The 25850-nt window shown below is 68.5% G+C and carries 22 protein-coding genes and 6 pseudogenes; 15 read left to right on the top strand and 13 right to left on the bottom strand.

Translation table 11 applies throughout. The features are described from left to right. Window position 1 precedes the first annotated feature (1 nt). The 3 genes from C7T91_RS28665 to C7T91_RS37345 form a co-directional block, all read right to left on the bottom strand. Complete coding sequence (locus tag C7T91_RS28665; protein WP_108263286.1) at window positions 2-916, bottom strand: LysR family transcriptional regulator; 915 nt, start codon at window positions 914-916, stop codon at window positions 2-4. A 131-nt stretch (window positions 917-1047) separates the two neighbouring features. After that, on the bottom strand, window positions 1048-1833 hold the full coding sequence (locus C7T91_RS28660; protein ID WP_108263285.1) for a GntR family transcriptional regulator: 786 nt from the start codon (window positions 1831-1833) through the stop codon (window positions 1048-1050). Then, entirely contained in the window at window positions 1811-2218 is a 408-nt protein-coding gene (locus tag C7T91_RS37345) for a glycerol-3-phosphate dehydrogenase C-terminal domain-containing protein (RefSeq protein ID WP_236638576.1), read from the bottom strand. Before C7T91_RS37345 ends, C7T91_RS28660 begins: the two co-directional genes overlap by 23 nt. Before the next feature lie 3 nt (window positions 2219-2221). Here C7T91_RS37345 and C7T91_RS28655 point away from each other — a divergent pair. The 4 genes and pseudogenes from C7T91_RS28655 to C7T91_RS40165 all read left to right on the top strand — a co-directional run. Next, window positions 2222-3682, top strand: a pseudogene (locus tag C7T91_RS28655) (UvrD-helicase domain-containing protein); the annotation flags it as partial. A 269-nt stretch (window positions 3683-3951) separates the two neighbouring features. Beyond that, entirely contained in the window at window positions 3952-4401 is a 450-nt protein-coding gene (dtd, locus tag C7T91_RS28650) for a D-aminoacyl-tRNA deacylase (RefSeq protein WP_108263283.1), read from the top strand. 63 nt (window positions 4402-4464) lie between these two features. Continuing rightward, window positions 4465-5346, top strand: coding sequence for a LysR family transcriptional regulator (locus tag C7T91_RS28645; RefSeq protein WP_161556153.1), 882 nt, complete (start codon window positions 4465-4467; stop codon window positions 5344-5346). 135 nt (window positions 5347-5481) lie between these two features. Next, window positions 5482-6798 (top strand): annotated as a pseudogene (locus C7T91_RS40165) (DEAD/DEAH box helicase); the annotation flags it as partial. 981 nt (window positions 6799-7779) lie between these two features. Here the strand turns inward: C7T91_RS40165 and C7T91_RS40160 are convergent. From C7T91_RS40160 to C7T91_RS28625, 3 genes and pseudogenes are all read right to left on the bottom strand, one after another. Further along, window positions 7780-7824, bottom strand: a pseudogene (locus tag C7T91_RS40160) (hypothetical protein); the annotation flags it as partial. A gap of 73 nt (window positions 7825-7897) precedes the next feature. Then, the gene (locus C7T91_RS28630; RefSeq protein WP_108263281.1) at window positions 7898-10126 is read right to left on the bottom strand and encodes a LodA/GoxA family CTQ-dependent oxidase; all 2229 of its coding nucleotides are present in this window, start codon (window positions 10124-10126) and stop codon (window positions 7898-7900) included. Window positions 10127-10186: 60 nt separating this feature from the next. Continuing rightward, window positions 10187-11554, bottom strand: a complete 1368-nt coding sequence (locus C7T91_RS28625; RefSeq protein ID WP_108263280.1) for a hypothetical protein — start codon at window positions 11552-11554, stop codon at window positions 10187-10189. 880 nt (window positions 11555-12434) lie between these two features. Between C7T91_RS28625 and C7T91_RS33035 the strand changes: the two genes are divergently transcribed. Next, window positions 12435-12857, top strand: coding sequence for a zinc-binding dehydrogenase (locus C7T91_RS33035; RefSeq protein ID WP_161556152.1), 423 nt, complete (start codon window positions 12435-12437; stop codon window positions 12855-12857). Window positions 12858-13497: 640 nt separating this feature from the next. Here the strand turns inward: C7T91_RS33035 and C7T91_RS28610 are convergent. Continuing rightward, window positions 13498-13875: a zinc-binding dehydrogenase gene (locus C7T91_RS28610; protein ID WP_161556151.1), complete on the bottom strand. Its 378-nt coding sequence runs from the start codon at window positions 13873-13875 to the stop codon at window positions 13498-13500. Window positions 13876-14009: 134 nt separating this feature from the next. On the opposite strand from C7T91_RS28610, the gene C7T91_RS28605 reads away from it, so the two are divergent. The 5 genes from C7T91_RS28605 to C7T91_RS34005 all read left to right on the top strand — a co-directional run bounded on the left by C7T91_RS28605 (window position 14010) and on the right by C7T91_RS34005 (window position 17963). After that, window positions 14010-14384, top strand: coding sequence for a DUF2237 family protein (locus C7T91_RS28605; RefSeq protein WP_108263277.1), 375 nt, complete (start codon window positions 14010-14012; stop codon window positions 14382-14384). A gap of 194 nt (window positions 14385-14578) precedes the next feature. Continuing rightward, window positions 14579-15685: a TRAP transporter substrate-binding protein gene (locus tag C7T91_RS28600; protein ID WP_108263458.1), complete on the top strand. Its 1107-nt coding sequence runs from the start codon at window positions 14579-14581 to the stop codon at window positions 15683-15685. 62 nt (window positions 15686-15747) lie between these two features. Next, the gene (locus tag C7T91_RS28595; RefSeq protein WP_108263276.1) at window positions 15748-16332 is read left to right on the top strand and encodes a TRAP transporter small permease subunit; all 585 of its coding nucleotides are present in this window, start codon (window positions 15748-15750) and stop codon (window positions 16330-16332) included. After that, complete coding sequence (locus C7T91_RS28590) at window positions 16329-17747, top strand: TRAP transporter large permease (protein WP_108263275.1); 1419 nt, start codon at window positions 16329-16331, stop codon at window positions 17745-17747. The genes C7T91_RS28595 and C7T91_RS28590 overlap by 4 nt, the downstream gene beginning before the upstream one ends. Window positions 17748-17804: 57 nt before the next feature. Continuing rightward, the gene (locus C7T91_RS34005) at window positions 17805-17963 is read left to right on the top strand and encodes a hypothetical protein (protein ID WP_201742289.1); all 159 of its coding nucleotides are present in this window, start codon (window positions 17805-17807) and stop codon (window positions 17961-17963) included. Here C7T91_RS34005 and C7T91_RS28585 read toward each other — a convergent pair. The 4 genes from C7T91_RS28585 to C7T91_RS28570 form a co-directional block, all read right to left on the bottom strand. Beyond that, window positions 17941-19008 (bottom strand): GGDEF domain-containing protein, encoded by a 1068-nt coding sequence (locus tag C7T91_RS28585; protein WP_108263274.1) that lies wholly within the window; start codon window positions 19006-19008, stop codon window positions 17941-17943. The genes C7T91_RS34005 and C7T91_RS28585 overlap by 23 nt on opposite strands. 7 nt (window positions 19009-19015) lie before the next feature. After that, window positions 19016-19600: a heme NO-binding domain-containing protein gene (locus C7T91_RS28580; protein WP_108263273.1), complete on the bottom strand. Its 585-nt coding sequence runs from the start codon at window positions 19598-19600 to the stop codon at window positions 19016-19018. A 146-nt stretch (window positions 19601-19746) separates the two neighbouring features. Beyond that, the gene (locus C7T91_RS28575) at window positions 19747-20460 is read right to left on the bottom strand and encodes an HAD family hydrolase (RefSeq protein ID WP_108263272.1); all 714 of its coding nucleotides are present in this window, start codon (window positions 20458-20460) and stop codon (window positions 19747-19749) included. A gap of 86 nt (window positions 20461-20546) precedes the next feature. Continuing rightward, entirely contained in the window at window positions 20547-20825 is a 279-nt protein-coding gene (locus C7T91_RS28570) for a DUF3572 domain-containing protein (RefSeq protein ID WP_108263271.1), read from the bottom strand. A gap of 584 nt (window positions 20826-21409) precedes the next feature. Here C7T91_RS28570 and C7T91_RS28560 point away from each other — a divergent pair. The 5 genes and pseudogenes from C7T91_RS28560 to C7T91_RS28540 form a co-directional block, all read left to right on the top strand. Beyond that, window positions 21410-22432 carry a TRAP transporter substrate-binding protein gene (locus tag C7T91_RS28560; protein WP_108263269.1) on the top strand — a complete coding sequence of 341 codons (1023 nt, stop codon included), beginning with the start codon at window positions 21410-21412 and terminating at the stop codon, window positions 22430-22432. After that, entirely contained in the window at window positions 22429-22926 is a 498-nt protein-coding gene (locus C7T91_RS28555; RefSeq protein WP_108263268.1) for a TRAP transporter small permease, read from the top strand. The genes C7T91_RS28560 and C7T91_RS28555 overlap by 4 nt, the downstream gene beginning before the upstream one ends. 3 nt (window positions 22927-22929) lie before the next feature. Beyond that, a pseudogene (locus C7T91_RS37335) lies at window positions 22930-23199 on the top strand (TRAP transporter large permease subunit); the annotation flags it as partial. Window positions 23200-23243: 44 nt separating this feature from the next. Next, window positions 23244-23685, top strand: a pseudogene (locus tag C7T91_RS28545) (enoyl-CoA hydratase-related protein); the annotation flags it as partial. 39 nt (window positions 23686-23724) lie between these two features. After that, window positions 23725-24231 (top strand): annotated as a pseudogene (locus C7T91_RS28540) (ABC transporter permease); the annotation flags it as partial. Window positions 24232-24414: 183 nt separating this feature from the next. Here the strand turns inward: C7T91_RS28540 and C7T91_RS28535 are convergent. Together C7T91_RS28535 and C7T91_RS28530 are read right to left on the bottom strand one after the other, a co-directional pair. Continuing rightward, complete coding sequence (locus tag C7T91_RS28535; protein WP_108263267.1) at window positions 24415-24981, bottom strand: hypothetical protein; 567 nt, start codon at window positions 24979-24981, stop codon at window positions 24415-24417. A gap of 27 nt (window positions 24982-25008) precedes the next feature. Further along, window positions 25009-25836 carry a hypothetical protein gene (locus C7T91_RS28530; RefSeq protein WP_201742288.1) on the bottom strand — a complete coding sequence of 276 codons (828 nt, stop codon included), beginning with the start codon at window positions 25834-25836 and terminating at the stop codon, window positions 25009-25011. Between the last annotated feature and the right edge of the window lie 14 nt (window positions 25837-25850).

The raw sequence follows: 25850 nt of genomic DNA, 5'->3' as shown, positions 1-25850 counted from the left end.
ATCATCCCCCCAGTTCCTGCCGGATGGCCTCCATCAGCGCCGTCTCGGCGCGGGTGAAGGTGCGGCCGCGCAGCTTGAGCAGGCCCAGCTCGAGGCGCATCGGCTCGCCCGAGAACGGGACCGGCCGGAAGCCGCGCTCGGTCGCGCTCTCGCTGCTGAGCCGCGAGAAGGCCGCCGCCCCCTGGCCTGCGCCGACCATGGCCAGGAGCGTGTGGAAGCGCAGCCCGGAGACCTTGACCTGCGGTTCGAACCCCGCATCGCGCAGCGCCTGTTCCATCGTCCTGCGCGTCGGGCTGCCGGCGGGCTGCACCAGCAGGGGAAGCGCCGCGAATTCCTCGATCGTGATGCTCGACAGGCGCGACTGCGGATAGCTGCTGGGGACCAGCGCGACCAGCGGATCGACCCGCACGAGGTCGCAGTCGATGTCCGGATCGTCATGGCACGCCTGGCCGATGCCGAAAGCGATGTCGCCCGACAGCAGGGGCCGCCGCATGTCCGCCGTGCGCATTTCGGCCACATCGACCGAAATGGCGCCGTAGCGCTGCGAGAACCGGGTCAGGACCGGCGGCATCAGGCGCCATGACAGGGCAATCGTGCAGGCGATGGTGATCGAGCGCGCGGAGTCCGCCCGCCCGCTGGCGCGCTGCAGCGCCAGCCTGACCTGCGAATATGCGCCCTTGGCATCGTCATAGAGCGCGGCGCCCGCATCGGTCAGGCGCAGGCTGCGGGTGCTGCGTTCGAAGAGCTGGACGCCGAGCTGCTCCTCGAGCTGCCGCACCTGCCCGCTCAGGGTCGAGTTCGAACGGTTGAGCGCCGCCGCCGCGCGCCGGAAGCTGCGATGCTCGGAGACCAGCAGGAAGGCCTCGATCAGGTTCAGGTTCACATGCACGCCACTGGCGATCGTGGTGACTGTCAACGGCCGGCCTCGATATTGGCAGGGCTTGTCACCCTGGCGACGGGCGCCGTCCGGCCGTATGGCCCGGACAGCGCAGTCCGGGTTGCAAGTCCCGTGCCAAGCTGCGCAGCCGGAGCGACAGGCGGCCGACGCTACTTTATGAAGAAATGGAGCCGGCCCTTGTCGGTGCGATGCTGGGCGTAATACAGCTCCACCGGCCTGCCGGTCTGGTCCACGGAGACCGACTGGATATTGAGGACGGCCGTCTGCGGCGCGATTTCCAGCAGCCCGGCGGTTTCCGCATCGGCATTTTCGGCACTGATCCAGCGCTCGGCCTTCTGCAGAACGATGCCGTAGCGCTGCTGCAATGTCTGGTAGAGCGAGCGGCCGCCCATCGGCGCCTCGGCCAGCCCGGGCACCGCGCTGGCGCGCAAGAGCGCCACGACCCGCGTCCGGGGCTCGCCGTCGACGATCAGGATGCGGTCGAGTTCGACGACATCGGTTTCCGCCTCGCCGAGCTTGAGCAGCCGCGCTTCCTCCTCGTCCGCGCTCCGCAGCGCCTGGTTCAGCACGCGGCGCGTCACCACATGGCCCGAGCGCTGCAGGTCCGCGGTGAAGGACATGGTCGAGCCGACGAAATCCTGGTCGGTGCGCGGCGCGCTGACGAAGGAGCCCTTGCCCTGCATCTTGTAGATGCGCTGTTCCGAGACGAGCTGCTTGAGCGCCTCGCGCACCACCGTGCGGGAGACCCCGAAGCGCGCGCAGAGCTCGGCCTCGGAGGGCAGCTTGTCATGCGGGGAAAGCGCGCCGCTGGCGATCTGGCCGAGCATCCAGGATTTCAGCTGCGCCCAGAGCGGCAGGCGCGGCCCGCCGTCCTCGCGGTCGGGGGACGCGGCGGGCGCGCGGTCGATCGTGTCAGGCAACGGTGGCTTCTTCATGCAAGGCGGTCTCGTTCTGGCCCCCGGCCAGGACCACGCGGTGCCGGTCGCGGAGCTGGACGAGGAGATCCTCCGTCTCGGCCTGCAGCTGCGTCCGGCTCCAGCCCGTTTCGCGGGACATGACCTCGGCAACCGCAGTCACCGAAGTGACGGATGCTGACCCTTCATATGCCATCAAACTACGCCGCAGGACAATGTCATGCAGCCTCGTGACGCGTTCGTGCCGCAGCATGTGGCGGATCTCGCCGCAAAGATAGCCGGGCGCCCCAGCCAGCGGCTGCCGGTCCGCCGCCCCGAAATCCCGCGCCATCGGAAGGGCACGGCTGCCGTAGCGGCGCACCAGCCGGGCAGCAGCCTCGCGGGAAATGCCGCCCGCCTCCGCCACCTCGTGCGCCTGCGGAAAGTGTCACGCAACACGCTCTCGGTCGCGCTGCAGCGCTCGTGGCAGGCGCTGGAAACGGGCGCGGAACTGCGGCGGCAGGCGGCGGAACGCCTGCTCGGCCACCTGATGGCCAAGATCCCGGCCGGGACGCGCGGCAAGGACATCCAGGTCGCGACCACGGCGGGGGACCTGCTGGCCGCGCTGACCGGCGACGCGCTGCTGAAGGGCGCCGTGCGCGATCCGAACAAGCTGATGGAGCGCGCTTTGCTGTGGCTGCACGAGCAGGAGGTGCTGATCCTCGGCAAGGGGCTGACCGTGTTCCGCCCGGCGATGACGGTGCATCTGGCCCCGGGCGGCGGCCAGTTCCTGCAGAAGGATTACGCGCCCCTCGAGGAGCACTATGCCGAGCAGACCTTGCAGACCCATGTGATGGCCGCCTATGCCGAGACCGGGCTCGGCTCGATGGACGACGCGCTGCGGCTCAGCGGCGACTATTTCCTGCTCGGGCGCGACGACTTCCTCAAGCGCTGGATGCCAGGGCGCGGGACCGAGATCCGCCGCCAGACCACGGGGCGGTCCTGGAAGCTGATCGTCGAGTCCCTCGGCAACCCGGTCCAGCAGAAGATCGTCGCCGATGACCGCGAGCAGACCAACGTTCTGGTCCTCGCGGGGCCCGGCTCGGGCAAGACCCGCGTGCTGGTCCACCGCATCGCCTATCTGATCCGGGTGCGGCGGCAGGATCCGGGCGGCATCCTCGTGCTCAGCTACAACCGCCATGCGGCGGCCGAGATCCGCGTGCGGCTGCGCCACCTGATCGGCGAGGACGCGAACGGCGTCACCGTCTCCACCTGCCATGCGCTGGCCATGCGGCTGGTCGGGGCCAGCTTCGCCGGGCTCGACGCCCAGACGCGGGATTTCGACGGCATCGTCCGGGAGGCGGCCCGGCTCCTGCGCGGCGACGGGCTGGTTGCAGCCGAGGCCGAGGCGCAGCGGGACACGCTGATCCAGGGCTACCGCTGGATCCTCGTCGACGAGTACCAGGATATCGGGCCGGAGGAATACGAGCTGATCGCCGCCGTCGCCGGGCGCACGATCGACGACCCGGACATGCGCCTTAGCCTCTTCGCCGTCGGCGATGACGACCAGAACATCTATGCCTTTGCCGGCGCCTCGATCCGCTACATCCGCGCCTTCGAGCAGGACTATCGGGCCCGGCCGGAATTCCTGATCGAGAACTACCGCTCGAGCGCCAATATCATCGCGGCGGCGAATGCGGTGATCGCCCCGGCCGGAGACCGGATGAAGGCCGGCCAGGACATCGCCATCGCCCGCGCCCATGCTGCCCGTCCGCCCGGCGGGGAGCTCGAGGCGCATGACCCGGTCGCGGCGGGCCGCGTGCAGATCCTTGACTGCCCGCAAGGCGACATCGCCCAGGGCGCGGCCGCCCTCGACGAGCTGGAGCGGCTGCGCGACCCCGCCCGGAACCGCCGCCACGTCCCCGAGCCCCAGCGCCGCCGCCTCGCGCGCCAGATCGCCTTCCAGCCCCGGCGCGGCCACCAGGAACAGCTCGTATGTATCTTTTTCGCTCATGGCCTGCCGTTACCCCGAAACCCGGGTCCATGCGAGGGGGAAGATTTTCGCGCGCCTCCCCTTGCCCTCCTCCGTGCGAAACGCGAAGAGAAAGGAATGGTAGCAAGACACCTTTTCCGACCTTTCCAGACATCCGGAGCCTGCCCGTGCGTCTTCTGATCCAGCGCGTCACCGAAGCCCGCGTCGAAGTCGGCGGCGAGATCAAGGGGCGCACCGGCCCCGGCCTCCTGGTCCTGGTCTGCGCCATGGCAGGCGATACCGAGGCCGTGATCGCGCCGCTGGCCGCCAAGCTGTCCAAGCTGCGCATTTTCCCCGACGAGGCGGGGAAAATGAATCGCTCCGTTCTGGACGCATCCGGTGGTATCCTTGTGGTCAGCCAGTTCACGCTGGCCGCAGACACGAGGCGTGGCAACCGTCCCGGCTTCTCCGGCGCCGCGGCGCCCGAGACCGGCCGCCATCTCTATGAGCTCTTCGCCCGCGAACTGTCTGCGCTCGGCATCCCCGTCGAAACCGGAGTCTTCGGGGCCGACATGCAGGTTCACCTGATAAACGACGGTCCGGTGACGATCTGGATGGATACGGAGGAGCGCGGCTAGCTGGAGGCAGGGCACGGAGCCCGCCGCAGCGTGCCGCCCTGGAAAATGGAAAGCCGGAAGCCCATGGATCTCAATGCCCTGAGAGAATTCAGCGCCGTGATCGAGCAGGGCTCTTTCGCAGCCGCCGCGCGCAAGCTGAACACGCCGAAATCCACCGTCTCGAAACGCATCCAGGATCTGGAGCGCGATCTCGGCGTGCGGCTGATCGAACGGACCACGCGGCGGCTGCGGCTGACCGCCGAAGGCGCGCTGGTGCTGGCGCGGGCCGAACGCATCCTCGCGGATGCCGAAGACATCTCGCGCTCGCTCGGCGATACCGACGGAAAGGTGCGCGGCCATCTTCGGATCGCGGCGCCGCTGCTGTTCGGGCAGACCTTCCTCGGGCCGCTGGCTGCGGAATGCCGCCGCCGCCATCCCGAAATGACGCTGGAGGTGGTGCTGACCGACGGCCAGCCCGACCTGGAAGAGGAAGGCTTCGACGCGGCGATCCGGGCAGGCACCGGAACCGGCACGGAAGTGTCGCGCCCGCTGTTCGAAAGCACCCGCATCCTGGTCGGCGCGCCCGGCGTGACCGCCAAGCCCCCGGCCTCGCCGCGCGAACTGTCGGATCACCCGATCGCGCTCTACGGGATCGGGCTGATCCAGACCTGGCACCTGACCAACGGCCATGACGAGCTGGTCGTGCGCGTGGCCGGCGGGATGAGCTTCTCCTCCTATTCCGGCCTCTACAGCGCGGTCATCTCAGGCGCGGGACTGGCGCTTCTTCCGGAATATCTCGTGGCGGACGACATTGCCGCCGGACGGCTGGTCCGCCATCTCCCGGACTGGAGCAGCCTTCCGGTGGAGGTGAGCCTGGTCTATCCCGGGGCGCGGGCGCTGACCTACCGGCTGCGCGCCTTCATCGATCTGCTGCAGGAGCTGTTCCCGGCGCCGGCTGCGGCCTGAGCCGGGGCAGAACACCGTTTCCAGCCAGCGCGGCAGCTCGTTGCGCGACAGCGCCACGGTGGCCAGCCCCGCCGCCGTGTAGGCGACCATCGCCTCGCGGGCCTCGTTGCGGTCGAGCCCGGCATCCAGCACCAGCTGGCGCTGGTCGTCGCGCCGACTCGCGAACTGGCGCTGCAGGTGGCGCGCGAACTGGGCTGGCTCTATGCCAAGGCGGGCGCAAGGATCTCGACCTGCATCGGCGGCATGGATGCCCGCGACGAGCGCCGCTCGCTGGAGCGCGGCGCGCATATCGTGGTCGGCACCCCCGGCCGCCTGCGCGACCACATCACCCGCGGCTCGCTCGACCTGAACGACCTGCGCGCGGTGGTTCTGGACGAGGCTGATGAGATGCTCGATCTCGGCTTCCGCGAGGATCTGGAATTCATGCTCGGCGAAGCGCCCGAGGAGCGCCGCACGCTCCTGTTCTCCGCGACCGTGCCGCGGATGATCGAGGACATGGCCCGCGTTTACCAGCGCGACGCGGTCCGCGTGACCACGCTCGACAAGGGCTCGCAGCATACCGACATCACCTACCAGGCCGTGCAGGTCTCGCAGGGCGACGAAGAGCATGCGATCATCAACCTGCTGCGCTTCCACGATGCGCCGACCGCGATCGTCTTCGCCAATACCCGCGCCGCCGTCACCCGGCTGAGCGCGCGCCTTGCGAACCGCGGCTTCCTCGTGGCCAGCCTCTCGGGCGAGCTCAGCCAGGACGAGCGCAGCCATGCGCTGCAATCCATGCGCGACGGCCGCGCCCGCGTCTGCGTCGCGACCGATGTCGCCGCGCGCGGCATCGACCTGCCGAATCTCGACCTCGTGATCCATGCCGACCTGCCGCAGAGCACCGAGGCGCTGCTGCACCGCTCGGGCCGCACCGGCCGCGCGGGCCGCAAGGGCATCTCGGCGCTGATCGTCAATGACCGCGCGGTGAACAAGGCCGGCCGCATCCTGAAATGGGCGAAGGTCCAGGCGGAATGGGTCTTCGCGCCCTCCGCCGACGAGATCCTCGACAAGGACGAGGCGCGCCTGCTGGACGATGAGGCCTGGACCGCCGAGGCGAACGAGCGCGAGACCGCCTTCGCCGCCAAGCTGGTCGAGGCCTTCACCCCCGAGCAGATCGCCATCGCCTGCTTCCGCCTCTACCAGAACAAGCTCTCGGCTCCCGAGGAGCTGAACGTCGCGCCGATGCGCAAGCCGCGCGAGGACCGCGAGCCGCGCGAGCGCGGCGAACGTCCCGAGCGCCGCGAATTCGGCCCGTCGGTCTGGGCGAAGCTCTCGATCGGCCGCGACAAGAACGCGGAACCGCGCTGGATCCTGCCGCTCCTGTGCCGTGCCGGCGGGCTCGACAAGACCCAGATCGGCAAGATCCGCGTCACCGATGACGCGACCTTCGTGGAGCTGGCCGAAGCGGCCGGTCCGGGCCTCGGTGCCCAGCTCGGCGAAGGCGGCGTGCTCGAGGACGACATCCGCCTGGAGCTGGTCGACAGCGTTCCCGAAGAGGTGACCCGTCCGCGTCCGCCGCGCAGCGGCGGCCCGCGCCATGACCGCGACGAGGCCGCCCGGCAGCGACGGCGTTCCGCACCGACCGCAATCGTGTCGCAGCCGGTCTGGCGGGGCGGTCCGGCCCTCGCGGCGATGGATCGTGATCGTCAGTGGCGCTGCAAGGCGTCCGGTTCGGCCCGGCCCGCACGCCGGTCGCTCGACATGTCCTTCCCCGGACCTGTCGGCCGCCCGGATTGTCTTGCAGCGCGGATGTCCCCGACTTGCCCGGCAACCCGGGCGGGTGCGTCCGTGAAGGGCCGTCCATTGCGGCGCCATTGGTCCGGGCCCGATCGGCGACGGTCCGGGAGACCAGGCGAACGGCATCTGTCGCGCTGCTCCATTCGTCGCCCGCCATGCGAGGCGATCCCGCCCCATGTGGCGGTGCGGTTCGCGATGGGCCTCGCTCTGGCTGGCGGGCCGAGCTGGGCCGCCGCTCTGCGCTGCAGGCAGGCTGACGGCGGGAGGGCTGAGGACCGGACATCGTCCGGGCGATCGATTCCCCGAAGCACGCAGGCCGCGGCGCGGGGGGGCGGCGCCATGCACCTGGCGCGCTGGAGCCTCCATGCCTCCGCCTGCTCCTCCGCCGGTCTCCACCCCGGTACAGCGCGCGCGGACCGGCTGGGCTCCGGCCGCAACCGCCGCGTCGAACAGCATCCGGTCGAAGCGGCGCCGGTCGAGATGCCAGCCATGGCCATGCGGCGAGGTCAGGAAATCATTGTGCCCGGCGCGCGGGCTGCCCCAGAGCGATCGGCTGCCGAGGCAGGGCAGGTGGCCCTGGGCCTCGAAGGCCGCGCCGAGGCCAAGCCGGTGGATCAGCAGGTTGGTGTCGGGCGGGATCGACTCGCCGATGCGGAACTCGGTGAAATCCGTCGGCTCGACCAGCGCTACCCGCTCCATGCCGCCCGCAATCAGCGTGAGGGCGGCGGCGCTGCCGGCCGGCCCGCCGCCGAGAATGACCGCCTGGAAGCGCTCAGCTGTCATCGGCGGGCTTCGCGGTGTCGGGATAGACCTTGTCGGTGGTCAGGATCGGCCAGGGCTGCGACCAGTCCGACGGCCCGGTCAGGAGGCTTGCGACCTCGAGGAACAGGTCGTCATTCCCGCCCTGGAAGCCGGTGATCGCCGGCCCCTGCATCACCACGCCGATATTGAACCAGTTCGACAGCATGTCGAGCCGGACCTGGTAGCGGCCGACATTCTCGGTCGCGGCGCTGCCTTCAAGCGTGTCGCCGGTCTCGACCTGGGTGCCGGTGCCGCGGACCGAGAAATGCTGCTCGCCGAAGAAGGCGTTCCCGTTCGCGACGTAGTCGTCATAGGTGTAGACCGAGACCGGCCGCTGCGCGGGCCAGGACCAGAACAGCGTGGTGTTCGGCACCGGTTTCTGCGGGTTCGGGCTGGGCGAATGGGTGGCGCAGGAATTGTAGTCGGTATGCCAGGGCAGGGCCATGAACTTGCACAGGTCGCCCGGCTCCACCGGGTTCCGCACGGTCCGGTTGGGGGTGTAGCCCACGGTGAGGAACGGCGTGCCGGGCGCGGCCGCGGCATAGTCGAGCTTGCGGGCGCCAATCCGGAACGGGCCGGTATCGGCATCGGTCCAAGCCTGGTCGTAGAGATAGGGGTCGCGGACGATGAAGGTCAGGTCGATCCCCGGGCTGAACCGGCCGCCGAGCAGGTTGGTCAGCGTCACCTTGTCGAGCTTCTCGCCCGGAGTCAGGCTCTCGGCCGCGTCGTCATAGGTGCCCGCGAACCACTGTTCGAGGAAGAAGTACTGGGTCTCGGTCACCGTCAGGAAGGAGGCCCCGGTATCGCCGAGCGCCAGCGGCATCAGCGGCGCGCCGGTCTGCAGGTCATTGCCCGGCCCGGCATTCGGATCGCGGATGAAGCTCTTGATGTTGAGGAATTTCGACGGCTCGTCGGCGGCAGTGACATTGCTCAGCCGCTGATGCACGCCGATGCCCTTCTGGTTCAGGTCGGTGGTGAACATCTGGAGGTGCGCGGCGCGGAACATGGTCCAGACGCCCTCGGTGAAGGGCACGACATAGCTTTGCGCGTAGCTGCCCTTCGCCGGGTCATAGATCGCGGTGTCGAGCGCCAGCTCTGGCGCGCGCAGCCAGGCATTGTAGACCTCGTCCCAGATGTTGACGACATTGCGCACCTGCGGGGCATAGGCGGGATCGGCGCAGATGCACCAGGCGGGCACCTCGATCAGCCGGATGCTGCCATCCTCGAAGGTCAGCGCCGCCTGCACCGGCCCGTCGCCGGCATCGTCGAACCAGCCGTTGTTGTCGATGTCGCTGTCGAGCGGGAACGGCTCGTCCGGCGTCCCTTCGGGCACCGTGCCGCCGGGGTTGTTGGCGCTCTGCATCCAGCCCGCGGCGTAGCCGGGCGAGCCGATCACCAAAAGGCGGCCTTCTGCATCGGTCTCCATCCCGCCCATGCTGCCCAGTCCGGGCCCGGCGGGCTGGTAGAGCCGGGCGAAGACCTGGTCGGGGAACTGCACCGGGTAGGACACGTCCTGCACCTGGCCCGAGGCGTCGAGATAGCGGCAAGGCGTAGCGGCGTCGAAGCCCGCCCGGATGCCCGGCCCCTGGCTGGAGCAGATCACCTTCGGCCCGGCATCGATCACCAGATGCGACAGCCGCACCGGATCCGACAGGTCGGCCTGGTCCGGCGGCAGCCCCTCGCCGCCCCCGGCCACCGGATCGGCATCCTTGCCGAAATTGCCGTTGCGCAGGTTCGGCGTCGCGCCGCCGAAGTAATGCGCCATGCCGCCGACGCCGAAATTCGCCTCCGGGTTGGTTGCCTGGCCGGCCGCCGGGTTTTCCGGAATGATCCAGTTATTGGCCTTCTTGTTGGCCATGTGGACCATCCAGGCGATGCTTTTCACGGTCTTGCCGTCGACCGTGCTGCCGACGGTCACCTCGGTCACGCTGCCCTTGTAGGGATAGCTGCCGTCCGGGGGCGTGTCATAGGCGAAGATGCGGAACCGCTGGGCATGGGGCTTCAGCGCACCCGCGGCATCGCGCAGGTCGGCATCCGAAATGGGATCGGCTTCGGTCCCCGGCCGGACCGGCAGCCCGCCCGAAATCGGGCTGCCCGGCTCGGGCATGCCGGCCGATGTTTCCGGCGACAGAATGAACTCCGGCGAATTGCCGACGCGGGACACGCCGATGGAGGGATGGATGCGAAGCGTGGTGGCCATTGGGGAAACTCCCGAAATCCGTTCGGGGCGCCGCCCGCGCGGCCGCGCCCGCTGCGCCGCTCACTGGGCGGCGGTGAAGGTCTTTTCGTAGATCTGCATCAGGAAGTGGCTGAGATTCAGCATCGACGGATCGAGCGGCGTGATCTCCGGGTCCGAGGGCTGGTACTGGATCGTGTTGTGGCAGGAGAAGCAGTTGTTCTGCGACACGCTGGTCTGCGTGAAGGTCTCCACCACCGGGTTCGACAGCACCGTCGAGCCGACCAGCGCGTCCTGGAAGGTCGTGTTCACCTTGCCCTCGGCCGGGTTCGCGGAATTGTCCTTGGTGGACCAGACCGCGCCGATCTCCTCATAGCCCTTGCCGGGCATGCCGTCGGGCAGCGTGGCCGCCGCCGAGGCGTTGATCTGCCGGATCGCCAGCGCATTCTGGTCCGGCTGGCCATCGGTCTGCAGCGTGCCCTCGGCATAGATCTGGCAAGCCTGGGTGGCGAGGCCGAGCAGCTGGGTGCCGGGATCGAGCGTCTGGACCGGGATCTGCGCCTGGTTGCAATCGGCCAGCGTTGTGCCGCCGGCGTAGAAGGGCGTCGAGTCGGGCGCGACCGGATCGTTCGGGCCGACCGAACCGTCCTGCGGCACGACCGGCGCCAGCCCGGGGGGCGAGAAGCTGGCCCAGATCGCCTCGGCATGGCCGTTGACCCAGCCGACCACATGCAGCGCCACCAGCGCCACCCGGGCCTCGGCATATTGCGGTTCGCGGGGCACGCCGATCACTTGCCTGCCGCCATCCTCGTAGGTCGCCAGAAGCGGGACCTGCGCGGTGCGGACATAGGCGCCGGGCACCGCGAAACCGTCATCGACCACCGCCCAGGCGGCCTTGTACTCGATGTCGCCGATCTCGAAGAGCGCGCCCTCGGCGCTGGTTGCCGCCGCGAGCCCGGCCGCGGTGTTCCAGTCCTTGTCGAGGATGTTGCGGTACATCTGCGGATTGACGTGCTGGCTGAAATAGACCGCCCGGCGGTTCTGCGCGACGAGAAAGCCATCCGTTCCCGCCTGGGCGATCGAGTCGATGGCGTGGTCCTCCTTGCCGACCCGGAGCTTCAGCACCGGCGCGGCGGGCACGTCCCCGCCGGAGAAGGACCCCGCGATGGTCTGGTCCTGGGTCGGGAAGCCCTCGAAGCGCAGCGCGCCGTCCACCTCCTCCATCGACCACAGGAAGGCATTCCAGGCCCAGGTGTGGAACTGGCAGAAGCTCTGGGTGAAATCGCCTTCGGCGAGCTGCGTCGGATCGGGAATGCCCTGGCTGATCCATTCCGGCGGGATCGCGCAGCTGGCATCCTGGGCCAGGGCGGGCGCCCCGGGCAGGGCCAGGCAACAGACGGCGGCGAGGGCGTTGGATGAAATGCCTGCTTGGACAAATCGGAGGGCTGTCATGTGCGACTCCTTCAAGAGGAACGAGGGTTTCCCCTCAGGCGTACTGAGCTGCCATCGCTAAAATTCACTGTCCCCGGAAAGGCTTCCCTAGGGGTAACATGGTCGACGCTACGCTTGCCGACCCGCCCTGTCCACGATTCATTGGTTAAATTTCAGTTACTTCCGGAGGCCCTCTCCGGTTCGCCGGAGCGTGATTTCCGCACGCGCCGTCCCGCGCCGGACAGCCCGTCAGCCGGTCGCGCCGCCCGCCATGGCGCGGCGCGACTGGCGCGCCTCTTCGGCCAGCCAGGTCATGAAGGCGCATCGAGCGCGTTGCCTGGCCTTAGCTGGCGAATGGGGCATCACATCCTCAAGCCGCTGAGTTTTGCAACATGCATAACCGCCCCTTGCGCAAGAGGGTTTCCGAAGCAGTTTGGCGCGGTGCCGGGTGCTGAAATGTATCCGGCCTCATGGTGCGGCCACCGTCATGCCGCAGGCCAGCATGGTGTTCNGCCCCCCGCGGATGAAGGCTGCCTGTCCCCTGGCCGGAGCCGCGGATGGAGGGGGCAAGGCCTGCGGGGCTTGCGGCCTGCGTTCCGTCGCGTTGTCCGATCCCGGGCGGAATGGTCAGGATCAGCGCCGTGGCGACAGGGCCGGGGCCGGGGCGTTCGGACCGGTCCGCGCCAGCGGCACATCCTCCGGCGGGGGCCGCTCAGGTCCTCTTCAGGAGGCGAACCGACCCCGCGGACCGTTCGGGGAGGGACCGGGCGGAGCCCTTGGGGGCCGGACGGGCGGAGCCCCACAGGATCTCGCGGGACCGGGCCATGGTAGCGTCTTCGGCGGCCAGCCCGGCAATCCCGGCCTCCAGCTCCGCGACCTGTCGCCCGGCGAGGGCCAGCCGTTGGAGCTGGGCGCCGGCCACGTGCTCTGTCCGCGCGGCGACGTCCTCCCGGCGGGGGCGTTCGACATCGCCTTCGAGGCCGTAGGGCTGCAGCCCGCGCTCGACGATGCGCTGCGCGCTGTGCGCAAGGGCGGGCGCGTGATCCTGGCCGGGCTCTTCACCGGCAGGGCGGAGCTCGACCTCTTCGACATGGTGAACCGCGAGGTCAGCCTGGTCACGACGCTCGGCTACCGGGACTGCTTCCCGGAGCTGATCGGCCATATCGCGGCGGGGCGGTTCGCGCCCTCCCGCATCGTCACCCGCAAGGTGGCGCTGGACCGGGCGGTCGCGGAGGGTTTCGAGCCGCTCCTCGCCCGGCCGGAGGAATTCAAGATCCTCGTGCAGCCGAAAGGGCCGGGCGCGGGGGCAGGAGAGTTGACATGAGCAGTGATCTTTTCGATCTGGCGGGCCGCGTGGCCCTGGTCACCGGCGGGGCGTCGGGCATCGGGCTCGGCATCGCGACGGCGCTGGCCGGAGCCGGGGCCAAGGTGGTGATCGGCGACCTGAACGGCGCGGCGGCAGAGGCCGGAGCTGACCGCAAAGCTCTGAGCCGCCCGCAAGGCGACGACCCCCAAAGGCCCCTCCGGGGGCCTTTTTTCGCCTCTGCCTCAATTTTGATACTGGCCTTTGCCTATTGCATCGCAGTCATCCTCGCCTTCGGCCTGTCGGCACCCACCCGGCCATGCCTCTTCCGCCGGCATGTTCAGCCGAGTGATCTGTCCTCGGCCCGGCCATCCGACCCTGGTCCTGTCCGCGGACACCGCGTCGCAGTCCCTCCGGAGGCCGCGGGCAAAGGCGCCCGGCAGGCTGTCCCCGGCCTTTTCCTGCCAGGGAGCCCGCATGGCTTCCGTTGCGCAATGAGTGTGAATCGGCGTGCAATTCTGGCTCTGACTCAACGCGGGCACCGGCGGCTTTCGGCCCCCCGGTGGTGGATGCCCGCGCGGGCTGGGATCGAGAGCGCTGCCGCCATGTCGCCATGCCGGCCATCGGGCCGGTTCGGGACCAAGGGTCCAGGCCCGCGCAGTCAGAAGACGATGACCGGACGTCCGCGCATGCCGCCGGCAAGCAGGAGGCGCTGCGCTTCGGCCGCCTCTTCGGGAGCATGGACGGAATGCACCCGGGGCGCGATGATCCCGCGGGACGCGGCGGCGGCCAGTTCCTCCAGCCAGTCGGTGCGTTCCAGCACCTCGGGCACCATGACGGGCCTGACCGTCACGCGGGTCTCGCTCTGCGCATCCGGCCAGCCGCGCACCGGGATATAGATCCCGCCCTGGCGCAGCGCTCCGAAAGCCGCTTCGCCCAGCAGCGCGGTATCGAGGAGCGCGTCGGCCCCGCCGGGACAGGCCGCCCGGACCGCCCCGGCGAAATCGTCGCTGCGCGGGACCACCTCGGCCCCCAGCACCCGGACGGTTTCCGCCTCGTCTCCCGCCCGGAGCCTTGCATGGCGGCGCGGCCCGGGCAAGGCGGGCGCGGCGGCAAGGGGTGCCCCGACGGGCCCGGCCGCGCTATCATCGCCGCAAAGAAGGAGTCGCGGAGATGAAGATGGACCGGTCGGAAAACGTGCTCGGCGGCAAGCTGGAACCCTGCTCCATGGATCCGGTGACCGGGTTCTTCCGCAACGGCTGCTGCGATACCAACGACCAGGATGCCGGCAGCCACACGGTCTGCGTCGTGATGACCGCGGAATTTCTGGCCTATTCCAAGTATTTCGGCAACGACCTGTCGACCCCGCGGCCTGAATTCGGCTTTCCGGGGCTGAAACCGGGCGACCAGTGGTGCCTGTGCGCCTCGCGCTTCGCCCAGGCCCATGACGAGGGCGTCGCGCCGAAGGTCCGGCTGGAATCCACGCATCGCCGCGCGCTGGAGATCGTTCCGCTCGAGGTCCTGGAGCTCTACGCGGCGATCAAGTGAGCCGGGAATCGGCACGCCGCCACCACTTGAATAATCAAGATATATGAATTGACCCCTTGACCCATTCAGGAATTCGCTAATTCTATCGGGGCGGGAACTGCACGCGGCTGCCTGCCGCTGCAGGAGAACACCGAAAAAGAAAAGCGAAAGACGGACCGCGGCTGCGGTCAAGGGAGGAAAAATTGTCGGACAAGATGAACCGCAGGAAATTCCTGCGTGCGACGGCGCTTGCCGGTGGCACGGGCACTCTGGCCGCTCCGGCCGTTCTGGCCCAGGCGCCGCTTGTTATGAAGATGCAGACCTCTTGGTCGGCCTCGAACATCTGGCAGGAATTCGCGCAGGACTACGCCGACCGCGTGGAAGCCATGTCGGGCGGCCGCCTGAAGGTCGATCTTCTGCCTGCGGGCGCGGTCGTGGCGGCCTTCCAGGTGCTCGACGCGGTCAATGACGGGCTTCTGGATGCGGCGCATTCGGTGCCGGTCTACTGGTACGGCAAGAACAAGGCGGCCTCGCTCTTCGGCACCGGCCCGGTCTTCGGCGGCTCCGCCACGACCATGCTCAGCTGGTTCTACGAAGGCGGCGGCAAGGGCTATTACGACGAGCTGACCCAGGACATCATGGGACTCGATGTCGACGGCTATCTGGGCTTCCCGATGTTCGCCCAGCCCTTCGGCTGGTTCAAGCAGGAGGTCAACACGGCCGCCGACCTGCAGGGCTTCAAGTACCGCACCGTCGGGCTTGCCGCGGACCTGCTGCAGTCGATGGGCATGTCGGTGGCGCAGCTGCCGGGCGGCGAGATCGTCCCGGCGATGGAGCGCGGCGTGATCGATGCCTTCGAGTTCAACAACCCGAGCTCGGACAAGGATTTCGGCGCACAGGACGTGGCGAAGAACTACTACCTGTCCTCCTACCACCAGGCCTCGGAGAGCTTCGAGTTCCTGTTCTCCAAGTTCTTCATGGAGGATCTCGACGACGACCTGCGCGCGATCGTGAAATACGCGGTCGAATCCGCCTCGACCGCGAATACCGCCAAGGCGATGCGGCGCTATTCGGCCGACCTGAAATGGCTGCAGGAAGAGGCGGGAGTGACCGTGCACCGGACCTCGAAGGAGATCCTCGATGCCCAGCTCGCGGCCTGGGACAAGCTGATCCCGCAGCTGGAGGAGGACCCCTTCATGAAGAAGGTCCTCGACAGCCAGCGCGAATGGGTCGAGCAGGTCGCCTATTACGAGCTGATGAACGCGCCCGACTACGCGCTCGCCTTCGAGCATTACTTCCCGGGCAAGCTGAAACTCGGCTGAGTCCAGGACGGCGCCCTCCTCCGGACTCCCCGGGAGGGCGCCTTTTTCATTCGGGAACTCCCATGATCGCCTATATCCGTTTCGCCGACGCGCTTTCGGCGTGGTTCGGCAAGGCCTTTGCCTGGCTCATCCTGATGATGGCCCTCGGCACCGGCTACGAGGTCTTCGTCCGCTACGTGCTGAACAGCCCTACCGCCTGGGCGCTGGACGTCTCCTTCATCATGTACGGCGCGCTCTTCATGATGGCGGGCGCCTACACCCTGTCGCGCGGCGGCCATGTCCGCGGCGACTTCCTCTACCGCCTGTGGAGCCCGCGCTGGCAGGCGCGCATCGACCTGGTGCTCTATCTCGTCTTCTTCTTCCCCGGCGTCCTGGCGCTGGTCTTCGCGGGCTGGAAATACGCCGCGCGCAGCTGGGAATACGGCGAAGTCTCGGTCAACTCCCCCGCCGGGGTGCCGATCTACCAGTTCAAGACCGTGATCGTGCTCGCGGGCGTGCTGCTCTTCATCCAGGGCATCGCCCAGGTGATGCGCTGCATCCTCGCGATCCGCACCAATGAATGGCTCGCCGCCGAGGAGGACGTTCTGGAAACCGAGGACATCCTCATGGCCAGGGCCGCAGAGGCCGAGAAGGACGCCCATCCATGACCGATCCCATGGTCGCGCTCAGCATGCTGGGCCTCTTCATCCTGATGGTCTTCCTCGGCTTCCCGATCGCCTTCACGCTGATGGCGATGGGGCTGGGCTTCGGCTATTACGCCTATTTCGACGAGCGCCGGATGTGGCGAGACCACATGCGCCTGCCCGAAGATGCCTCCTGGTGGGACCAGGCCTCGACCTGGATGGACGGCTGGCTGAACAACCGGGTCTTCGACCTCTTCATCAACCAGAGCTTCACGGTGATGTCGAACGAGGTGCTGACCGCGGTGCCGCTGTTCCTGTTCATGGGCTACATCGTCGAGCGCGCGAACATCGTCGACCGGCTGTTCTCGACGCTGAACATCGCCTCGCGGAACGTGCCGGGCTCGATGGGCGTCGCCGCGCTGATCACCTGCGCGCTCTTCGCCACCGCCACGGGCATCGTCGGCGCGGTGGTGACGCTGATGGGGCTGCTGGCGCTGCCGGCGATGCTGAAGGCGCGCTACGACAATTCCTTCGCGGCCGGCATCATCTGCGCGGGCGGGACCCTCGGCATCCTGATCCCGCCCTCGATCATGCTGATCGTCTATGCGGCAGCCTCCAACGTCTCGATCGTGCGGCTCTATTCCGGGGCGCTGCTGCCCGGGCTGACGCTGGTCGGGCTCTACCTCGTCTACGTGATGGGCCGCGCGATGCTGCAGCCCTCGGTCGCGCCGAAGCCGCGCCCCGAGGACATTCCAGACGTGCCGGGCCTGACGCTGCTGTGGATGATCGCCACCAGCTTCCTGCCCCTGGCGCTGCTGATCATGGCGGTGCTGGGCTCGATCCTCTTCGGCCTCGCCACCCCGACAGAGGCCGCCTCGATCGGCGCGCTCGGCGGCATCCTGCTGGCCTTCCTCTACCGGTCGATGACCTGGGGGCGGCTGCGCGAGAGCGTCTACCTGACGGCGCGGACCACGGCGATGGTGTGCTGGCTGTTCATCGGCAGCTACATCTTCTCCTCGGTCTTTTCCTATCTCGGCGGCGAGCACGTGATCTCGGAATTCGTCAAGGGGCTCGACATGTCCCCGGTGATGTTCCTGATCATGGCGCAGCTGATCATCTTCCTGCTCGGCTGGCCGCTGGAATGGTCGGAGATCATCATCATCTTCGTGCCGATCTTCCTGCCGCTGCTGCCGCATTTCGGGATCGATCCGCTGTTCTTCGGCGTGCTGGTGGCGCTGAACCTGCAGACGTCCTTCCTGACGCCGCCGATGGCGATGTCGGCCTATTACCTCAAGGGCATCGCGCCCCCCGAGGTGCGGCTGACGCAGATCTTCGCGGGCTGCATGCCCTTCCTGTTCTGCGTGATCCTCGCGATGGTGGTGATGTATCTCGCCCCCGGCATCGTCTTCTACCTGCCGGAACTGATCTATGGCAGCTGACCGCAACCTGTCCGGCGCCTGCGGGCGCCGGGCCGTTCCCGCAGCAGGAGACACGGCATGAACAAGGCAATGGCGCTGATCGCCTTCGCGACCCTGGCAGCGTTTCTCGGCATCCTGATCCTGCATGTCCCGCATTGGGATCTGATCGCGGTGGCCGTGACGGTGATCCTGCTGGCGGCCTGGGATTTCCTGACTAGCGCGAGGGACGGGCGCTGAGCGCGCCCCCCTCGCCCGCCGCCCGCGCATTCAGCCGCTCGGCCTTGCGCTCGGGATCGTCGCCCGACGGCTCCATCCCCGGCGCATAGGCCACCACCTGCGAGCGGCCCGCCCGCTTGGCGGCATAAAGCGCCGCATCGACATCGGCCAGCATCTGCGCCGGCTCCCAGCTGTTGAACTGGCCGGTGGAGCACAGCCCGATGCTGGCCGAGACTTGGCACTGGCCGTCCGGCACCGCGATCGGCGTCTCCAGCGCGGCGATCATTTCCCCTGCGCGGCGGCGCAGCGCCGTCAGGTCGGTCTGGCCGGCCAGGATGATCAGGAATTCGTCGCCGCCGGTGCGCACCAGCGTGTCGGTCTCGCCGGTCCGCTCGAGCATCAGCCGGGCGACATGCTGCAGCACCACGTCGCCCGCAGCATGGCCCATCGTGTCATTCACCCGCTTGAAGTAGTCGAGATCGATCCCCATCAGCGTGAAGGCGGTCCCCTGCCGCCGGTGGCGGGCCAGCACCAGATCCAGCGCCCGGCGGTTCTTCAGCCCGGTGAGCGTATCGGTATAGGCCTGTTCCTCGGCCGCGATCCGCGCCGCCTGCAGGCGCAGGTTCAGTTCGTAGGACGCCGCCATCGCCGCCGATTTCGCCTCGGTCAGGTAGAGCATGTCCATGGTCGGATCGGTGGTCGCGAAATCGCTGGCATGCAGCCGGTAATGCCGGATCGCATCGAAGACATAGAGGCCGAAGGACAGGTTCAGGAGCAGCCCGCCATCCGCCGCGGCGGTCACCTCTCCGCGCAGCTGGGTCTGCGGATCGTCGCGGAAATAGAGCCGGAGCGGCGTGCCGGCCGCCTGCCGCAGCGCCTCGATCGAAAGCACTTCGCGCGGGCGCTTGAACCGGAACAGCTCGAACAGGCGGAAGCCGTGGAAATACCCGGCCTTGCGGGTCTTCTCCAGGGTCGGTCCGACATGCACGATGAGCCCCTCCGCATCGGCTTGCAGGTTCATCGGCATCAGCAGGTCCAGCGCCGCGCGCTCCAGCTTCATCTCCATCGCGCGGCTAGCCTCCGGCGGCCAGGTCGAAGCTGCGCCCGGAGGCGTAGCCGTTGTCGATCAGCCGGATGCCGACATGCGCCAGCCCGTCGCTCGGCGGCAGGCAGTCGAGCAGCACCAGCGCGCCGTAGTCATCCGCCATGGTACGCAGGAGCCCGACCAGCACATGTTCGAATCCCGGCAGATGCCATTCGCAGTCCAGCCGGTAGGACGCCTCGTCGACCGGCAGCAGCTCCAGCCGCGGCAGGTCAAGCTGCGGCACGGCCAGCCGCGCGCGGTCGGGCATCTCGTCGAGCGAATGCAGGAAATCCACGAAGGTCGCGCCGCCGAAGCGCAAGAGCCGCCGGACGGGTTCCAGGTTGGGATGGGACACCAGATAGGTGCCCAAGTCCTCCAGCACGCAGTCCCGCGGCTTGTCCAGGAAGGCGGCGGCGGCCGCGACCACATCGACGGTCAGCGCGTCGTCATAGATCAGCATCGCCTCGAAGCCGGCCGGGTCCACATCGGCCGCCTGCGCCACCTCGGCCCAGGCCCCGGCACCGTAGGTGTCGCGGAGGAAGCACTGCAGCGATTTGTTTATGAGCCCGTGCACCCGCACCCGTCCTTATCGGTTCCTCCGCAGGAGCCTAGGGACGGCCGGTTAACACCTCGCTAAATGCCGGGGGCCGGAACCGCAGGCGGACCGGCCAAACCCGGAAGAGACAGGAAAAATTTGCGGCATTCCGCCCGGCAATCCCGTCAGGCGGCGTCGTTGCGCGCGTCCTCCATCCGGTCGAGCCAATCCGGCAGGGCGGAAATGTCCGGCAGGACCGCGCTGGCCAGCGGCGCCAGCTGGCGCCGCGACGCCATCCCGGTCAGCACGCCGACGCGGTGGCAGCCCGCCGCCCGTGCCGCCATCAGGTCATGCGGCGCATCGCCGACCATCACCGTTTCCGCCGGATCGGCGCCGGTCATTTCCAGGAATGCCTCGATCTGGCCCGGTGCCGGCTTCTGGCCGAATCCGCAATCGCTGCCGATCACGTGATCGAAGCAATGCGCCACGCCCGAAGCGCGCAGATGCGCCATCGCGGGCGCGCGCGCGTCATTGGTGATGACGCCCAGGCTCAGCCCCCGTTCGCGCAGCCCGCCGAGCAGCGGCAAGAGCGGCGCGGCCTCGTGCTGAGGGGCGGATGCCGCCATGACGTTCATCCGCGACACCAGTCCGGCCGCCGACACGCCCGGCACATGCGGCAGGAGATTCCGGACGATGTCGCCCGGCGTCCCGCCGATGAGAACGCTGTCTTCCTCGAAGCGCCGGTCCTGCAGATCGAAGCCCACCGATGCCGCCATCTGCGCGGCTTTGGCATGGTCGCCCGATCCCAGTTCCAGAAGAAAGGAGGCGGCCCAGCCGCCCCATGTTGCCCGAAAGTCAAACAGCGTCCCGTCCTTGTCGAAAAGGACTGTCTTGATCATTAGCGCTCCTCCCAGTGGCCGCACTATGCCACGGAACCGCCCCGCCAGACAAGAAAGCCCGGACGGGACACGCAACCGCAGGTTTTTCAGGTCCAGTGCGGCACAGCCCCGCCGGGAAGATATTGCCGAGCGCGGCCGAAATCCAGCGGATTGCGCCCGGAATGGCCCGCCGCGGCGAGTACCCAGGAATCATCCATCAGCACGAAATCCAGAATCGCCGCCTGGATTTCCGGGTCCTCGAGGCCGGCCTTCAGCCCCTCGGCGGTCAGCCCCGAGGCATTAAGGAAAACCGGCAGCAGGTCCTCCTCAGAGGCCATCCAGGAAATGGCGCCGAGCGCCACGGCAGATGCGTTTTCAAGGTCCATGGCAGCAGCCTCCGGTTCGAGCCTTCGCAATTCGACTAAAATGCTCAAGGCTTCCTTAACTTCTCCCGTGGGAATGTGAAGCTGCAGAGCCGTCTTATGTGGAGACCCCCCGGATGCCGGGCCAGATTCTTGTCATCGATCCCGTTGCGGCAAACCGAATCGTCCTGCGCAGCCGCGTGGCCGTGTCGTGCCATTCCGTGGTGCAGGCCGACAGCCCCGACGAGGCCTTCGACCGCGTTGCCGAAATCCGGCCAGACCTGGTGCTGCTCGGCCCGGGCCTGACCGGCGGCATGGCCTGCGACATGGTCCGGAGGCTTGCCGGCTCCCCGGCCGGGCGCGGCCTGCCGGTGCTGATTCTCACCGCGTCCTCCGACCCCGGCGCGGTGCACGCGGACCTCGGACCGCGGACTCGCCGCGGGCTATGCGGCGGCGGGGGTCGAGTTCCTCGCCGTCGGCTCGGATGTGGGCGTGCTCGCGGGCGGGCTCAAGGCGCTCCGCGCCGCGTTCTGAACAGGGGCGCGGCGGACCTGATCCGCCGCCTCTGCCTCGGCGGTCCTGCCGCCGCAACCTAGGGAGGAAGACAGATGACGATTTTCAAGACCTCGATCCTGGCGGCCACGGCCCTCTCCGGCCTGCTCTCGGCGCTGCCCGTCATGGCGGAAACCACGCTGGTGCTGTCGAGCTGGCTGCCGCCGCGCCATCCGCTGGTGACCGGCGCGATTCGCCCCTGGGCGGAGAATGTCGAGGAGGCCACCGAAGGCCGGGTCAAGGTGCGGGTGCTGACCAAGCCGCTCGGAGCGCCGCCCGCGCATTTCGACATGGCCCGCGACGGCGTGGCCGACATCACCTACGGGCTGCATTCCTTCACCTCCGACGACCGCTTCCTGCGCTCGCGGGTCGGGCAGTTCTCCTTCCTCGGCAATGACGCGGCCGAGACCTCGAAGGCGTTCTGGACCACCTATACCGAGGATCTGGGCGCGGCCGAGGAACATGCCGGCACGCATCTCCTGGGCCTCTTCACCCACGGGCCGGGCGTTCTCCTGGCCAAGGACTGGCATTTCGACGACGATGGCGGCTTCCAGGGCTTCAAGGTCCGCACGCCGGGCGGCTATCCGGCCGAGCTGATGTCCGGCCTCGGCGCGACGACGCTCTTCATGTCCTCGCCCGAGGTCTACGAAAAGCTGACCCGCGGCGTGATCGACGGCATCTGCATGGCGATGGACTCGGTCGCCGCCTTCAAGCTGGAAAAGCACATCACCGACGTGATGACCGTGCCGGGCGGGCTCTACAACACCTCGTGGTTCCTCGTCATGAATGGGCCGAAATGGGACGGGCTGAGCGCCGAGGACCAGGCGGCGATCTCCTCGGTCTCGGGGCTTGCCTTCTCGGAACTGGCGGGCGCCGCCTGGAACGCGGCGGATGCCGACGGGCTGGCCGCGACCGAAAAGGAGGACATCGCGGTCTACGAGGCGCCCGCCGCGGTGCTCTCGGCGATCAGCGCCACCGCCGCGCCGATCGAGGCGGCCTGGATCGAGGCGGTCTCGGCCCAGGGCTACGACGCCGCCGCAGCGCTGGCCGCGATGCAGACCGAGAAGCCGGCCGAATGAGCGCCCATCTGACCTTGCCGAAGCCCGTCCGGGGGCTTCGGATCCTCGTCTCGAAGATCCTGCCGGCAGTGTCGGCAGGGCTGATCCTCGCCATGGTCGCGGTCACCGTCACCGACGTGATCGGCCGCTACCTGTTCAACGCGCCGCTGCCCGGCGCCTTCGAGCTGACGCAGGTCCTGCTTGCCGACCTGGTGCTGGCGGCGCTGCCGATCACCACGCTGAAGGGCGGCCATGTCGAGGTCGACCTGATGTCCTCGGTCTGGTCCGCCCGGATCGACCGCATCGCCTGCGCCTTCGGGGCGGGTGTGACCGCGCTGGTGCTGGTCGCGCTCAGCTGGACGGTCGGGCGGCACGGGCTGGGGCTGTTCCATGACGGCGCGCAGACTTTCGACCTGGCGCTGCCGCTCTGGCCGGCCGCGGCGCTCGGCACCCTGACCTTCGCGGCCAGCGCCCTGATCGCGCTGCTGCCGCATGACCATATCCGGAGGTTCTGAGCCATGGCCGAACCGCTGATCGCCATCGTCCTTCTCCTCGGCCTCGCCATGCTGCGGGTGCCGATCGCCTTCGCGATGATCGTCGTCGGCACCGTCGGCTTCGCGCTCCTGCGCGGGCTGGAGCCGACCCTGACCATGCTGGGCGGCACCGCCTATGACACGATCTTCAGCTATTCGCTGTCTGTCATTCCGCTCTTCATCTTCATGGGCAACCTGCTGGCGCATTCGGGCGTCGCGGGCGGGCTTTTCGCCGCCGCGCAGAAGCTGGTGCGCCGGCTGCCGGGCGGGCTCGCCATGGCGGCGGTGCTGAGCTGCGGCGGCTTCTCGGCGGTCTGGACCTGGCCGTGGCGGCGGAGGGGACGCGCTTCGGCGTCAACGGCGTCAATATCGGTCTGTTCTGCTCGACGCCGATGGTTGCGCTCAGCCGCAACCTGCCGCGCAAGCAGGCCTTCGAGATGCTGGTGACCGGCGAGTTCCTCGATGCCTCCCGCGCGCAGGAGCTGGGGCTGGTGAACCGGGTCGTNGCCTCGGGATCAGCTCGACGCCGCGGCGCAGGAGCTGGCGGCGGGCATCGCGGCCAAGCTGGGCGCGGCGGTGCGGATCGGCAAGGGCGTGTTCTACGACCAGCTCGAACGGCCGCTCGACGAGGCCTACGAGCTGACGGCGGCGGCGATGGTGGCGAACATGCTGGAGCCGGATACCGCGGAAGGCATCGCCGCCTTCCTCGAAAAGCGCGCGCCCGAGTACCGCCAGGACTGAGGCTCAGCCGGTCCGCCGGGCGCGGCGACGGCGCTGGCCATGGCGGTCTCGCCCGCCGCGCGCAGCCTGATCCGTCCCGCGCTGGTGCTGACCCAGGCGCTGCCGGTGTTCGCGCTGGCGCCGATCCTGACGCTGTGGCTCGGCTACGGGCTGTGGTCGAAGGTGCTGATGGCGGTGCTGATCATCTATTTCCCGGTGGCCTCGGCCTTCTTCGACGGGCTGATGCGCACGCCTGCGGGCTGGCTCGACCTCGCCCGCGTGATGGGCGCGCCGAAGGCAAGGGTGCTGTGGCACATGCGGGTGCCCGCGGCGATCCCGTCGCTGGCCTCGGGGCTGCGGCTGGCGGCGGTCTATGCGCCGATCGGCGCGATCATCGGCGAATGGGTCGGCGCCAGCCAGGGGCTGGGCTACCTGATGCTGCTCGCGAACGGGCGGGCGAAGATCGACCTGATGTTCGCCGCGCTGATCGTGCTGGCGGCGATGACGCTGATCCTGCACCGGGCGGTGGGCTGGGCCTGCGACCGGGCGGTGGCGCGGATGGGCTGAGCCTGCGGGCTCAGGCCACCTGCCGTCCGCCGCACCAGACGCCGCGGATCACCGGGAAGCCTTCGTCGGTCACCCGGAAGCGCAGCAGCCGGCCCGGTGCCGAAGCCCGGAAGCTGCGGCGCGGAAGTCTCCGCGCCCTGCCGCCGTTCCAGATCGCGCCAGCTCCGCCGGGTCATCGCCGTCCTAGCCCTCGTCTTCTTCCGCCGCCGCCGTCGCGGCCAGCATCGCGCGGATGCGTTCCTCGAGGATCGCGGGCGCGGGCACCGGCACCAGCTTGGTGCGCATCAAGGACGACCCCTCCGCAGAATACTGGTACTTCGCCGCATAGGAGGCCGAGACCGAGCTGACCCGCATCTTGGCCGAGGCCGAGAAGAAGCCGACCTTGCCGGTCACCGAGGCATTCACGACGGTCGAGCTGCGCTTGATGTTGGTCTCGCGCGAGGCGGAGATCGACAGCTTCAGCTCGATCAGCGTGTCGACGAACTGATAGAAACTCGGCACGAAGCCGAGTTCCAGCAGCGAATATTCCCGCCCGTCGCCGAGCTTGACCAGCAGCGTCCGTTCCGGCGTTCCGGCAGGCGGCGGCGGCTGGCCCTCCTCGGGCTCGGGATCGGGCATGTAGCCCGCCATCATCCGCGCGATCTTCAGCGAGACGAGGTCGAGCTCGTACTGCGCCTCGGCAATGCCCGTCCCGAGAAGGCGGACCATCTCGGGGAACGGGGTGTTGGTCATTTCCGTGCTGACGGACATCGGATTCCCTTTCGCTCAAGCCCCGCCTCAGGACGTGGGCGCCCCGGCCAGCCCCAGCGTCACGCGGTCCGACTCCAGCTTGATCCGGCGGCGCTCCTCCTCGGTCTCCATGAAGGACTGGATCCGGTCCTCCAGCGCGGTCGGCGTCGGCACCGGCACGATCTTGGTGCGCAGGATCGAGGCGCCCTCGGCCGAATAGGAATACTTGGCGGCATAGGTGGCATCGACCTGGCTGGTCGAGACGTCGCGGCTGTAGCTGTTGGATTTGCGCGTCCCCCAGAAGCTGCGCTTGCGCCGCGACGAGCTGTCGACCGAGCTGGCCTTGTTGGTCGTGGTGCGGCTGTATTCCCGCGTCCGGGTGATCTTGATCGCGATCTTCACCTCGATGATCGTGTCGACGAACTGGTAGAAGGTCGGCGCGAAACCGAGCTCCAGCATCGACAGCCGGGTCGGCACCCGGACCTGAAGCTTCTTCTGGTCGTCGGTCAGCCCCGAGATCATCGCCGCCCCGTCGGACCCCGACAGGTCGATGCCGTGCATGTCCTTCACGACCTTCTTCAGCAGGTCGATCAGCTTGATCGCCTCCGCCTCGTCCACCGCGCCGGTGACCGCGTCATCCATGATCGCATAGGCCACGGCCTCGGGCAGGGTCATGTATTCGTAGCCGAAGAAGACGCGGCTGTCGTCGAAGCTGACATTGCCCTCCTCGTCATAGACCGTGGTCAGCCCGCCCATCATCTCGGCGGTGTTGATCGAATTCTCGTCCAGCTTGGCCTGGCCGTCGGCGATGGCGAAGGCCATCTGCCGGATCATGTCGCCCATCGGGACGTTCAGAAGCTCCTGTCCGATGCCCATCTTGTCGTCTCCCT

This window comes from Mangrovicoccus ximenensis (assembly GCF_003056725.1).
Lineage (GTDB): Bacteria > Pseudomonadota > Alphaproteobacteria > Rhodobacterales > Rhodobacteraceae > Mangrovicoccus > Mangrovicoccus ximenensis.
Note: the sequence above shows the minus strand (reverse complement) of the source record. Positions and strands in the feature narration are given on the sequence as shown.

Coding starts and splice junctions, on each gene's coding strand:
- C7T91_RS28590 (WP_108263275.1), top strand. CDS start 16,329: ATGACCGATCCCATGGTCGCGCTCAGCATGCTGGGCCTCTTCATCCTG.
- C7T91_RS28660 (WP_108263285.1), bottom strand. CDS start 1,833: ATGAAGAAGCCACCGTTGCCTGACACGATCGACCGCGCGCCCGCCGCG.
- C7T91_RS28595 (WP_108263276.1), top strand. CDS start 15,748: ATGATCGCCTATATCCGTTTCGCCGACGCGCTTTCGGCGTGGTTCGGC.
- C7T91_RS28535 (WP_108263267.1), bottom strand. CDS start 24,981: ATGTCCGTCAGCACGGAAATGACCAACACCCCGTTCCCCGAGATGGTC.
- C7T91_RS28555 (WP_108263268.1), top strand. CDS start 22,429: ATGAGCGCCCATCTGACCTTGCCGAAGCCCGTCCGGGGGCTTCGGATC.
- C7T91_RS28530 (WP_201742288.1), bottom strand. CDS start 25,836: ATGGGCATCGGACAGGAGCTTCTGAACGTCCCGATGGGCGACATGATC.
- C7T91_RS28560 (WP_108263269.1), top strand. CDS start 21,410: ATGACGATTTTCAAGACCTCGATCCTGGCGGCCACGGCCCTCTCCGGC.
- C7T91_RS28600 (WP_108263458.1), top strand. CDS start 14,579: ATGAACCGCAGGAAATTCCTGCGTGCGACGGCGCTTGCCGGTGGCACG.
- C7T91_RS28585 (WP_108263274.1), bottom strand. CDS start 19,008: ATGGAGATGAAGCTGGAGCGCGCGGCGCTGGACCTGCTGATGCCGATG.
- C7T91_RS28605 (WP_108263277.1), top strand. CDS start 14,010: ATGAAGATGGACCGGTCGGAAAACGTGCTCGGCGGCAAGCTGGAACCC.
- C7T91_RS28625 (WP_108263280.1), bottom strand. CDS start 11,554: ATGACAGCCCTCCGATTTGTCCAAGCAGGCATTTCATCCAACGCCCTC.
- C7T91_RS28575 (WP_108263272.1), bottom strand. CDS start 20,460: ATGATCAAGACAGTCCTTTTCGACAAGGACGGGACGCTGTTTGACTTT.
- C7T91_RS34005 (WP_201742289.1), top strand. CDS start 17,805: ATGAACAAGGCAATGGCGCTGATCGCCTTCGCGACCCTGGCAGCGTTT.
- C7T91_RS28570 (WP_108263271.1), bottom strand. CDS start 20,825: ATGGACCTTGAAAACGCATCTGCCGTGGCGCTCGGCGCCATTTCCTGG.
- C7T91_RS28645 (WP_161556153.1), top strand. CDS start 4,465: ATGGATCTCAATGCCCTGAGAGAATTCAGCGCCGTGATCGAGCAGGGC.
- C7T91_RS28630 (WP_108263281.1), bottom strand. CDS start 10,126: ATGGCCACCACGCTTCGCATCCATCCCTCCATCGGCGTGTCCCGCGTC.